The sequence below is a fragment of the Mycobacterium sp. UM_11 genome (genome assembly GCF_001414075.1).
In the GTDB taxonomy this organism is placed as follows: domain Bacteria; phylum Actinomycetota; class Actinomycetes; order Mycobacteriales; family Mycobacteriaceae; genus Mycobacterium.
The window spans coordinates 1-11392 of sequence record NZ_LATC01000131.1 but is presented as its reverse complement, the minus strand read 5'-3'; the positions used below and the strand labels follow the sequence as shown (position 1 = coordinate 11392).

Below are 11392 nucleotides of genomic sequence, written 5' to 3'. Positions count from 1 at the left end.
TGTGTATAAGAGACAGGCACCGCCCGCGTGGTGGTGGGTGATGGTTCCGCCGGTGGCCATGATGGCGTCGCACGCGGCCTTCTTGGCGGCCAGCCATTGTTCGATCGGGTTGCCGCGTTGCCCGGCGACGACGGTGAAGTACAACGACGCGCCGGTGGGGTAGACGTGCGAGATGTGGCACATCACCAACGCGGGGGTGCCGGACTCGGCGAGCACATCGGTAAGCGCTTGCGTCACAGCAGCTTTGAGCGCCGGAACGTTCGACCAGTCGGTGGCGGTCTCGAGCGTTTCGCAGAGCGCGCCCGCCGACAGCAGCGAGTCGCGCAGGTACGGCGCGCCGAACCGGCCGTGCTCCCAGGCCCGCGCCGGTGCCTCGCCCAGCGGGGTCGCGCCGTGGGCGGCCAGCAGGGCGGCGGTTTCGGCGTGCCGGCTTTCGACGTGTTCCTTGGTGCCCTCGAACACGGTGATGGCCAGGCAGCCGCCGGTGATCTGGCTTTCGCCGATCGCGTCCGTGGTGGCCAGGTTGACCCCGGTCTCCGCCTCGTCGGAGAGCCGGATGACGGTGGGGCCGGTGCTGGTCTGGGTGACGGCGCGCAGGGCGGCGGCGCCGGTCTCGAAGTCGGGGAACGACCACGCCTCGTAGCGGACGGTTTCGGGCGCCCGGTGCACCCGCAGCCGCACCTGGGTGATGACGCCGAAGGCGCCCTCCGAGCCGATCATCAGCTGACGCAGGTCGGGACCGGCGGCGGATTCCGGCGCGCGACCCAGGTCGATGGTGCCCGCCGGGGTGACGACGCGCAGCCCGCGCACCATGTCGTTGAACCGGCCGTAACCCGCCGAGTCCTGCCCGGACGAGCGGGTGGCGGCGAATCCGCCGATGGTCGCGTACTCGAAGCTCTGCGGGAAATGGCCGAGCGAAAAGCCCTGGGCGCCAAGCATGCGCTCCGCGTCGGGCCCGGTGACGCCGGCGCCGAACACGGCCTGGCCGGACACCTCGTCGAGGGAGATCAACCGGTCGAGGCGGCGCAGGTCGAGCGACACGACCGCGTGGAACGCCCCGCGGATGGGGTCCAAACCGCCGACCACGCTGGTGCCGCCGCCGAAGGGGACGACGGCGACGCGGTGTTCGGAGCAGTAGCGCAGGACCGCGGCGACTTCGTCGTCATCACCGGGCAGCAGGATGGCGTCGGGCGCGTCCTGCACGCCCGGGTCCTTGCGGCGCAGGAGGTCGATCGTCGATTTCCCGCCCGCGTGCAGCAACCGGTCCCGGTCGTCGGTGCGGCAGTGGGCCGCGCCGACGATGCCGGCCAGCGCCTCGCGATCCTCATCCGACAGCGCCGACGGGCGCAGGCGCACCTGGTCCGCTTCGAGTTCGGCCCTCTGTGCATCGTCGATGCCGACCGCCTGTTTCAGCAGGCTGCGGATGCCCTCGGAGAGCGGCTTGGCCGCGGCGGGATCCCCCCACGCGTTCCATTTCATCGGGGGGAGGAGACCCTCGGGTTGCGTCATGCGTTACAGTATTACATATGCTGTCAATCAGTAACGCACGCACCCGCGTGGACCCCGGCGAGCGCATCCTCGCGGCGGCGGCCAGCTGTGTGGTCGATTACGGCGTCGAGCGGGTGACGCTGGCCGAGATCGCGCGCCGCGCCGGCGTCAGCAGGCCCACGGTCTACCGGCGCTGGCCGGACACCCAGTCGATAGTCGCGGCGCTGTTGACCCGTCACATCACCGAGGTGATGCGCGACGCGCCGCTGCTCGGCGACGACCGGGAATCGCTTGTGCGACAGATCGTTACGGTGGCCAACCTGCTTCGCGAGGACCGGCTCGTGATGTCGGTGCTGCACTCGGAGCTGGCGCCGATCTACATCACCGAGCGGCTCGGGACCAGCCAGCACATGCTGATCGACGCCCTCGCCGACCGGTTGCGGGTGGCCCAGCGCAAGGGCAGCGTCCGCGCCGGCGATCCGGTTCAGCTGGCGACCATGGTGCTGCTGATCGCCCAGTCGACCATTCAGTCGGCGCAAATCGTCGAGCCGCTGCTGGACGCCGCCACGCTGGCCCGCGAACTCGCCTACTCGCTGAACGGATACCTGTCGTGATCGCCGATCCCACCGCGCTGAACGCCGCCCGCCGGGCCGCCGACCTCACCGCGCTCGCCGACGGCGAGCCGCTGGACGTCGTGGTGATCGGCGGCGGCATCACCGGCGCCGGCATCGCCCTGGACGCCGCATCGCGGGGGCTGCGCGTGGCGCTGGTGGAAAAGCACGACCTGGCCTTCGGCACCAGCCGCTGGAGCTCCAAACTGGTCCACGGCGGCCTGCGCTACCTGGCGACCGGCAACGTGGGGATCGCCCGCCGCAGCGCCGTCGAACGCGGAATCCTGATGAGCCGCAACGCCCCTCACCTCGTTCGTGCCATGCCGCAGCTGGTCCCGCTGCTGCCGTCGATGAGCCGGGGAAAACGGGCGTTGGTGCGCGCCGGATTCCTGGCCGGCGACGCCCTGCGCATGCTCGCGGGCACGTCGTCGGCGACCCTGCCCCGCTCGCGCCGGATCGGTCCCGATCGCGTCGTGCGGATGGCGCCGACCGTTCGGCGAGACGGCCTGGACGGGGGACTGCTGGCCTACGACGGGCAGTTGATCGACGACGCCCGACTGGTCACCGCGGTCGCGCGCACCGCCGCGCAGCACGGCGCGCGGATCCTGACCTACGTGGCGGCCTCGCACGCCACCGGCACCTCGGTGCGGCTGACCGATCAGCGCACCGGGGAGGCGTTTGACGTTTCCGCCGGTGCGGTCATCAACGCCGCGGGGGTCTGGGCGGCCGAGATCGACGGCTTGCTGCGGCTTCGGCCCAGCCGCGGCACCCACCTGGTCTTCGATGCAGCCGCGTTCGGCAATCCCACTGCCGCGCTGACGATTCCGATACCCGGCGAGCTCAACCGGTTCGTGTTCGCCATGCCCGAGCAGTTGGGGCGGGTGTACCTGGGGCTGACCGACGAAGCCGCTCCCGGACCGATCCCGGACGTGCCCACGCCGTCGGCCGACGAGGTCACCTTCCTGCTGGACACCGTGAACACCGCGCTGGGCGTCGTGCTGGGCCCGTCCGACGTCATCGGCGCCTACGCGGGGCTGCGGCCGCTGATCGACACCGGCGAGGGCCGCACCGCCGACGTCTCGCGCGAGCACGCGGTCGTGGAGTCGGCGTCCGGGGTCATCAGCGTGATCGGCGGCAAGCTGACCGAATACCGCTACATGGCCCAGGACGTGCTGGACCGCGCGGTCAGCCTGCGGCGCCTGCGGGCCGCGAAGTGCCGAACCCACGACCTGCCGCTGATCGGGGCGTCCACCAACCCGGGGACGCCCGCCGCCGGCCCGGCCGTCGAGCTGCCGGCGTCGCTGGTGCAGCGGTACGGGGCGGAGGCGGCCAAGGTCATCGCGACCGCGACCTGCAAGCGCCCGACGGAGCCGATCGCCGAGGGCATCGACGTCACGCGGGCGGAATTCGAGTACGCCATCACCCACGAGGGCGCGCTGGACGTCTCCGACCTCCTGGACCGGCGGACGCGCATCGGGCTGGTGGAGTCCGACCGGGAGCGCGCGCTGGCGGTCGCCGAGGAGTTCGTGGGGCAGTTCGGCTGAGGCTCCAGCATTTCGATAGTCAATGTTTAATGACATGGACTATCATTTTTTGAATGACAACCACACAGGTGCCCGTCCTCATCGTCGGCGCCGGTGCCGGCGGCCTCGCGACCTCTGCGCTGCTGGCCAAACACGGTGTTCGCTCGCTGGTGGTCGAAAAGCGGCGCGAGGTGTTCATCTACCCGAAAGCCCGCAATCTGAGCTTCCGCAGCCTGGAGATCCTGCGCGGCCTCGGATTGGCCGACGAGGTCCACGCGATCGCCCACGGCGTTTCCGACATGCTGAGCAGGCCGACGCTCAACAGCGCCGAACAGCGACAGGCGCTCGACGTCAACGCGATCTTCGCGCCGTTCAAGGATCTGAGCCCGGAGCCCGGCGGCCAGTACTGCCCGCAGGGCGCCTTCGAACCGATCCTGCTCACCTACATCCGCCGGCACGGTAGCGAGGCGCGCTACAACACTGAGTTGGGCTCGTTCGACCAGGACGAAAGCGGCGTCACCGCGGTCATCCGCGATCGCGAGTCGGGCGCGACCGAGGCGATACGCGCCGACTATCTCGTCGCCGCCGACGGCGTGCACAGCCCGATCCGCGACGCGCTGGGCGTGAGCACCTCCGGCTACGGGGCACTGCCGATCTATGTCGTGTTCGTCTACTTCCGTGCGCCGTGGCGTCAATTCGCCCGCGACCTCGGTGCGGGCGACGGCATCCAAGTGAAAAACCCGGACGTGGAGGGCATCTTTCTGCCGGTGCGCGACGACTTCGGCATGTTCATCAACACCTACTTTCCCGCCCGCGGCGAAGCCGCCGAACAGTTCACCGCGCAGCGGTGCCGCGAGATGCTGACGAAAGCGATCGGCGAGCCGATCGACGTGGAGATCATCGACGTCGCGCCGTGGCAGCCGTACGAGCGGGTTGCCGACCAATTCCGCTGCGGCAGAGTGTTTCTCGTCGGCGATTCGGCCCACACCATGCCGCCGTTCAAGGCTGGCGGGGCCAACACCGCCATCCAGAGCGCGCACAACCTGGCCTGGAAGCTGGCCGCGGTCTTGAACGGGAGCGCCGACCCGGCCTTGTTGGGCACCTACCATGCCGAGCGGCACCCGGTCGGGCGGTTCAACGCGCGCCAGTCGCTAACCGGGCCGTCGCTGGCTTTCCTGCGGTTGGACGATAACCGGCCGCTATTGCCACCAGACGAAGAGGCGCCGATGTTTGCGCTGCTGATCGGCTACCAATACCATTCGGCCGCAGTGATTTCCGACGATCCGGGTCCGCCGGATCCCGACGCCGTGTCACTGGTCGAAGAATTGCGCGGCCAGCCCGGCACCCGCGTCCCGCACGTGTGGGTGCGCGACGGCGTTTCGACGCTCGACCTCTTGGGGCCGGGGTTCACCGTGCTCACCGGCGACGAACGCTGGTGTGCCGCCGCGGCTTCGATGTCGGTGGCCGCGCACCGCATCGAGAGCGACGAGTGGACCGCGATCACCGGGCTTGCGCCCGACGGCGCCCTGCTGGTGCGCCCCGACGATTTCGTCGGGTGGCGTGCCGACGCCATGCCCGCGGACCCGGAAGGCGCGCTGCGCCAAGCGGTTACGGAGATCCTCGGCCGCTAGCCCTTACGCCGCGAGCAGAAGGGGACCTACAGCGGGATGTTCTTGTGGCGGCCGCGGCGTGCCGGCGCCTGGGCCAGCGCCTCGGTGAGCTTGCTGCGGGTGTGCGAGGGGTCGATCTTCTCGTCCACCACGCCGATCTCGATGGCGCTGTCCACGCCACCGGCGATCTTCTCGTGCTCGGCGGCCAGCTGGTCGTGCAGCGCTTCGCGCTCGTGATCCGCCGCGGCGGCCAGCTTCTTCTTGTGCAGGATGCCGACGGCGGCCTTGGCGCCCATCACCGCGACCTCGGCGTCCGGCCAGGCGTAGACCTTCGTCGCGTTGAGCGACCGCGAGTTCATCGCAATGTAGGCCCCGCCGTAGGTCTTTCGGGTGACCAGCGTGACGCGCGGGACCGTGCACTCGCCGAAGGCGTGCAGCAGCTTGGCGCCGCGGCGCACCACGCCGCCCCACTCCTGGTCAACCCCGGGCAGGTAGCCCGGCACGTCGACGACCACGATCAGCGGGATGCCGAACGCGTCGCACAGCCGCACGAAACGCGCGGCCTTCTCGGCGCTTTCGGAGTTCAGGCAGCCGCCCAGTCGCAACGGGTTGTTCGCCAGGACGCCCACCGTGCGGCCGGACAGCCGGCCCAGGCCGATCACCATCGACGGCGCCCAGTTGGCCTGGAACTCGTCGAACGGGGTCTCGTCGTCCAGGATCGCGGTCACGATCGGACGCACGTCGTAGGCCCGCCGGGACGACTCGGGCAGCAGCGCGTGGATATCGGTGTCACCGGCCTCGGCCTTGGTGCGGTCGAAATGCCCCTGCTGGCAGAACAATCCGACCAGCCGGCGACCCCGCTCGTAGGCGTCGAGCTCGTCGTCGGCGACGATGTGGCACACGCCGGACTTCTTGTGGTGGGTCTCCGGGCCGCCGAGCGACGCCATGTCGACGTCCTCGCCGGTGACGCTGCGCACCACGTCGGGCCCGGTGACGAACACCCGGCTCTCCGGCGCCATCACGATCACGTCGGTCAGCGCCGGCCCGTAGGCGGCGCCGCCGGCCGCGAAGCCGACGACCACCGAGATCTGCGGGACGTACCCGGACGCGCGGATCATCGCCTCGAAGACGGTGCCGACGGCGTGCAACGCCTTCACACCCTCGGCCAGGCGCGCGCCGCCGGAATGCCAGATGCCCACGATCGGGCTCTGCTCCTCGATGGCGGTGTCGTAGGCGTTCACGATGTGCGCGCAGCCCTCGACGCCCATGGCGCCGCCCATCACGGTTCCGTCGGTGCAGAACGCGATGGTGCGCACGCCGTTGACGGTGCCCGACGCAGAAAGCACGCCCGAGCGGTCACGCTCGTGCAGCAGCTCGACGCTGCCCTCGTCGAAGAAGTTGCTCAGACGCAGCAACGGGTCCCTGGGGTCGAGCGACTCGCCGACCGACGCGGGGGCCATGATTGTCATCGCAGGTCTCCTGTTCTCCGGTGTGCTCTCTGCTGGGGCGGCGATGGTCAGAACCGCCCGAAGGCGATCGCGACGTTGTGCCCGCCGAATCCGAACGAGTTGTTGATCGCGTAGTCGTACTTACCCGGCCGCGGCTTACCCGCCACCACGTCCAGGTCGATCTCCGGGTCGAGGTTTTCCAGGTTCAGCGTCGGCGGAACGACCTGATCCCGCAGGGCGAGCACGGTCAGGATCGACTCGACCGCACCCACGGCGCCGACCGAGTGGCCCAGCGCCGCCTTGGGCGCGTAGACGGCCGCGTTGCCGCCATGGGGACCCAACGCGTTGTTGATCGCCTTGCCCTCGGCGACGTCACCCACCGAGGTACCGGTGGCGTGGGCGTTCACATGGTGGATGTCACCGGGGGTGAGGCCGGCGAGCTGAATCGCCCGGCTCATCGCGTGCCCGGCCCGCAGGCCGTTGGGATCCGGCGCCACCATGTGGTAGCCGTCCGAGGTGATGCTGGCGCCCATGATCCGGGCCAGGATGTTGGCCCCGCGAGCCTTGGCGTGCTCCTCGGTCTCGATCACCATGAGCGCGCCCGCCTCGCCGAACACGAAGCCGGTGCGGTCCCGGTCGAACGGGCGGCAGGCGCCCACCGGGTCGTCGTTCTTCGTCGACATCACGATGCGCATCTGGGCGAACGCCGCGATCGGCACCGCCTCGATCTTGGTCTCGACACCACCGCAGATGGCGATGTCGGCCTCGCCGAACACGATGTTGCGCCAGGCCTGGGCGACACCCTCGGAGCCCGACGCGCACGCCGACACGGGGGTGATCACGCCGGCCTTGGCGTGCCGTTCCAGCCCCACCGCCGCCGCGGCGCCGTTGGGCATGTACTTCTGCACACCGAGCGGAGAGACGGCCCGCATGCCGCGCGAGCGCATGTCGTCGTAGCTGAAAACCATCTCCTCCGACGAACCCAAGCCGGTGCCGATGGACACCAGCAAGCGGTCGGCGTCGACCTCGGGGGAGCCGGCGTTCTCCCAGACCCGCCGGCTCAAGATGGTCGACATGCGCTGCAGGTAACCCGTCCGGCGCAGCTCGACGCGGGTCATCTGGCTGTCGAATTCCTCCAACAGGTGCCCACCGATCTTCACCGGCAGGTCGAACTCCTCGACGAACGGGTCCTCGAGCTTGCGGATACCACTTTGGCTGTCCAGCAACAACTTCCAGGTGTTCTCGGCGTCAGTTGCCAGTGCGGTCGTCATGGCAACGCCAGTGACGACCACGTTCGGGAGCGTTTTCCCGGTAACCAGCTCTGTCATGGGTCTTGCAAACGTTCCTTCCGTACTCGGTGGTGATCGCCAAGCCCGGTGGGCCGGGCGAAGCGATCACCACCATCCAGCCTCAGTACCGCCCGAAGGCGAGCGCCACGTTGTGGCCACCGAATCCGAACGAGTTGTTGATGGCGTAACGGAAATCGCCGTAGCGAGGTTCGCCCGCGACAACATCAAGGTCGATCTCTGGATCTGGGGTTTCGTAATTGAGAGTTGGCGGTATCACGCCGTCCCGAAGGCTCAATACCGTGAGAACAGATTCCAGCGCGCCTACCGCGCCGATGGAGTGGCCCAGCGCCGACTTCGGCGCGTAGACCGCCGCCTGCTCGCAGCCGGCGACCCGGATGGCGTTCGCCTCGGCGGTGTCGCCGATGGGCGTTGCCGTCCCGTGGGCGTTGACGTGGTCAATGTCCTTGGGGGACAAGCCAGCCAACTCGAGCGACCGTTGCATTGCCCGGCCGGCGCGCACGCCGTCCGCCGCGGGCGCCACCATGTGGAACGCGTCCGACGTGATGCCGGCACCCATCAGCCGGGCCAGCGGCTTGGCGCCGCGGGCCTTGGCGTGCTCTTCGGTCTCGATGATCATCAGGGCCCCGGCCTCGCCGAACACGAAGCCGTCGCGGTCCTTGTCGAACGGCCGAGACGCACGCTCGGGCTCGTCGTTGCGAGTGGACATGGCCCGCATCATGGAGAACGCCGCGATGGGCAGCGCCTCGATGGGACCCTCGACACCGCCGCAAACGGCGAAATCGGCGTCACCCATTGCGATCTGGCGCCACGCGTGCGCGATCGCCTCCGACCCGGACGAGCACGCCGACACCGGTGTGATGACCCCGGCGCGGGCGCCCAGCTGCAGGCCCACCACCGCCGCGGCACCGTTGGGCATGATCATCTGAACGGCGAGCGGCGACACCTTGCGGGGGCCACCCTCGTTCATCAGGTCGTAGCTCTCCACGATCCTCTCGGCGCCACCGAGACCGGTGCCGACCACAACCGAGAACCGGTCGGGGTCGACCTCCGGGCTGCCGGCGGACTCCCACAGCTGCGTGCTGAGCAACTTCGCCAGCCGCTGGACGTACGACATGCGCCGCAAGTCGAGTCTGCTCATGTGCTCGTCGATGGGCTCCTTGAGGTGGCCACCGATCTTGACGGGCAGGTCCCACTTGCTGACGAACTCGTCCTCGAGTACGCGGATGCCGCTTTCGCCGGCCAACAAACTCTTCCACGTGCTCTCGATGTCCGGCGCGATCGATGTCGTCGCCGTGACGGCGGTTACCACAACGCTGGGGTAACCGCCATTAGCAGTGGAAGGCTTGCTCACTGGTCCGCTTCCATCCTCGCCTTGACGTTCGCGACGGCCTCGGGGTTCTCGGTCTCCAGCTTGGCGCGCAGGGCCTCGGCAGCCTCGGGGTTCTCTTCCTCGAGCTTCTGGATGTAGGACACGACGTCACCGACGGTGCGCAGACCGGCGAGGTCCTCGTCCGGGATCTTCACGCCGTACTTGTCCTCGGTCTGCACGGCGATCTCAACCATCGACAGCGAGTCGATGTCCAGGTCGTCGACGAACGACTTCTCCGGGGTGACCTCCGACGGCTCGATACCGGTGACCTCTTCGATGATCTCCGCGATACCGGCGATGATTTCTTCCTGACTTACGGCCACAGCCTCTTCCCTTCGTAATGTGTTGTGTTAATCGAACAGAGCGTTCTTATTCCAGCGGTATGTGGTTGTACTGGATGCGGCTTAGAGTTCGGCCAGTGCGTCCAGGTCTGCGGGTGCCTTGACGGCGCGGGTCGTAACCCCCCGAAGTTCGCGTTTGGCGATACCGGTGAGAGTGCCCGCGGGCGGGAACTCCACGGCCGCCGTGATCTCCCGGTCACGCATCGTTGCCGTGCACAGGTCCCAGCGGACCGGCTGGGTCAGCTGGGCGACCAGCGCCTCCATCGCCGCCGCCGCCGAGGCGACGGGCTGGCCGTCGCGGTTGGACAGCAGCGTGGCGGTGGGTTCGGCGGTCGCGACGGCTGCCGCCGCGGCCGCGTAGCGGTCGAGGGCCGGCGCCATGTACTTGGTGTGGAACGCCCCGGCCACGCCGAGGGCGCGCACCCGGGCCTTTTCCGGCGGGTCCTCGGCCAGCTTCTCCAGCGCCGTCAGCGGGCCGGCGGCGACGATCTGGCCGGCGGCGTTGCGGTTGGCGGGGAACAGGTCGAGCTGCTCGAGGCGGGCCAGCACCTCGGCCTCGTCGCCGCCGAGCACCGCGGACATGCCGGTCGGCTCGATTGCGCAGGCCTTGGCCATCTCGGCGCCGCGGGTGGCGGCCAGCGCGACGGCGTCATCGGCGGCCATCACACCGGCGATCGCGTAGGCCGCGATCTCGCCCACGGAGTGGCCGGCGACGATGAGGTCCGCGTCGGACAGCAGGCCGCGCTTGGTGAGCTCCTGGTGGGCCAGCAGGGTGGCCGCGACGACCAGGGGCTGCGTGACCGCGGTGTCGGTGATCTCTTCGGTCGACGCGGTGGTGCCCAGCCGGACGAGGTCGAGGCCGCTGGCCTTCGACCACAGGTCGAGCTGGTTTGCGGCACCGGGCAGTTCGAGCCACGGCGACAGCATCCCCTCGGTCTGCGAACCCTGTCCGGGCGCAAGCAATGCAATCACGTGTTTAAGAGAACACTGTGGAAACGGTTTTGGCGGGTGTAACAGATTATGAACCTCGTCTTAGGTTTTTGTGCACTCCCAACAAAATAGCTCCGTAAGCTACATGTTCGATACCGTGCCGCGATCTGTTGCCTGGATCACTATCGCTCGGATTGACCCCCAACAGCGGCCCTGACCGGCAGCGGAACCGGGGGCAGCGCGTTGGTGCCGACGCTAGCGGGAGCGGTGGGGTAGTTGAGCTGGCCGACGGTGGCGGCCACTCGCAGCACGTACGCGTCGCGGGGCTGGGTGGGATCGCGTCCGGTGAAGTCGGTGATCCGCTTGAGCCGGTAGCGCACGGTATTTGGATGAACGAACAACTTTCTGGCACAGGCCTCAATCGCGCCGCCGCAATCTAAATACGCGTCCAGGGTTTCGATGAGCGTGGGCCCGGCGTCGGCCATCGGCCCCATCACATCGGTGTGCAGCGCCACGATCGCCGAGGCGTCCCCCATCAGGGCGCGTTCGGGCAGGAGTTCTCGCGCCTGGACCGGCCGCGGCGCCCCGCGCCAGCCGCCAACGGCGTTCATGCCGGAGATCGCCTCGCTCGCACTGTGGTAGGCCGCGGTCAGCATGGGCGCCGTCGGCCCGATGACCACCGGGCCGTCCGAGAAGGCGTCCAGCAGCTCGCCGAGGAATTTGTCAGTAGGTGACAGTTGGCCCTGTCTCTTATACACATCT

The 11392-nt window shown here is 68.9% G+C and carries 10 protein-coding genes; 3 read left to right on the top strand and 7 right to left on the bottom strand.

Annotated features, from left to right (window positions below):
- Positions 1–1479 (bottom strand): FAD-binding oxidoreductase (locus WU80_RS22360; protein ID WP_369808564.1); only part of this gene is annotated, 1479 nt, incomplete at its 3' end.
- 47 nt (positions 1480–1526) lie between these two features.
- Here WU80_RS22360 and WU80_RS22355 point away from each other — a divergent pair.
- From WU80_RS22355 to WU80_RS22345, 3 genes are read left to right on the top strand one after another with little or no spacing between them, the layout of a single operon-like run.
- Positions 1527–2102 (top strand): TetR/AcrR family transcriptional regulator, encoded by a 576-nt coding sequence (locus WU80_RS22355; protein ID WP_055405273.1) that lies wholly within the window; start codon positions 1527–1529, stop codon positions 2100–2102.
- A complete protein-coding gene (locus WU80_RS22350) occupies positions 2099–3643 on the top strand; it encodes a glycerol-3-phosphate dehydrogenase/oxidase (RefSeq protein ID WP_055405272.1) in 1545 nt (514 codons plus the stop codon). Before WU80_RS22355 ends, WU80_RS22350 begins: the two co-directional genes overlap by 4 nt.
- 53 nt (positions 3644–3696) lie before the next feature.
- Positions 3697–5253 (top strand): FAD-dependent monooxygenase, encoded by a 1557-nt coding sequence (locus WU80_RS22345; protein ID WP_055405271.1) that lies wholly within the window; start codon positions 3697–3699, stop codon positions 5251–5253.
- A 26-nt stretch (positions 5254–5279) separates the two neighbouring features.
- Here the strand turns inward: WU80_RS22345 and WU80_RS22340 are convergent, their stop codons facing one another.
- The 6 genes from WU80_RS22340 to WU80_RS22315 form a co-directional block, all read right to left on the bottom strand.
- Positions 5280–6701, bottom strand: a complete 1422-nt coding sequence (locus tag WU80_RS22340; protein ID WP_055405270.1) for an acyl-CoA carboxylase subunit beta — start codon at positions 6699–6701, stop codon at positions 5280–5282.
- Positions 6702–6748: 47 nt separating this feature from the next.
- Positions 6749–8008: a 3-oxoacyl-ACP synthase KasB gene (gene kasB, locus WU80_RS22335; protein ID WP_055405269.1), complete on the bottom strand. Its 1260-nt coding sequence runs from the start codon at positions 8006–8008 to the stop codon at positions 6749–6751.
- A gap of 82 nt (positions 8009–8090) precedes the next feature.
- On the bottom strand, positions 8091–9341 hold the full coding sequence (kasA, locus tag WU80_RS22330; RefSeq protein WP_055405268.1) for a 3-oxoacyl-ACP synthase KasA: 1251 nt from the start codon (positions 9339–9341) through the stop codon (positions 8091–8093).
- On the bottom strand, positions 9338–9682 hold the full coding sequence (acpM, locus tag WU80_RS22325; protein WP_055405267.1) for a meromycolate extension acyl carrier protein AcpM: 345 nt from the start codon (positions 9680–9682) through the stop codon (positions 9338–9340). The genes kasA and acpM overlap by 4 nt, the downstream gene beginning before the upstream one ends.
- An 81-nt stretch (positions 9683–9763) precedes the next feature.
- On the bottom strand, positions 9764–10672 hold the full coding sequence (locus tag WU80_RS22320) for an ACP S-malonyltransferase (protein ID WP_055405266.1): 909 nt from the start codon (positions 10670–10672) through the stop codon (positions 9764–9766).
- A 140-nt stretch (positions 10673–10812) separates the two neighbouring features.
- The coding region (locus tag WU80_RS22315; RefSeq protein WP_197286007.1) for a CdaR family transcriptional regulator at positions 10813–11392 on the bottom strand (580 nt) is incomplete at its 5' end.

Bases quoted from the DNA above. Each gene is read 5' to 3' on its own strand.
- WU80_RS22355 (WP_055405273.1), top strand. From the start codon at position 1,527: ATGCTGTCAATCAGTAACGCACGCACCCGCGTGGACCCCGGCGAGCGC.
- WU80_RS22345 (WP_055405271.1), top strand. From the start codon at position 3,697: ATGACAACCACACAGGTGCCCGTCCTCATCGTCGGCGCCGGTGCCGGC.
- WU80_RS22340 (WP_055405270.1), bottom strand. From the start codon at position 6,701: ATGACAATCATGGCCCCCGCGTCGGTCGGCGAGTCGCTCGACCCCAGG.
- kasB (WP_055405269.1), bottom strand. From the start codon at position 8,008: ATGACAGAGCTGGTTACCGGGAAAACGCTCCCGAACGTGGTCGTCACT.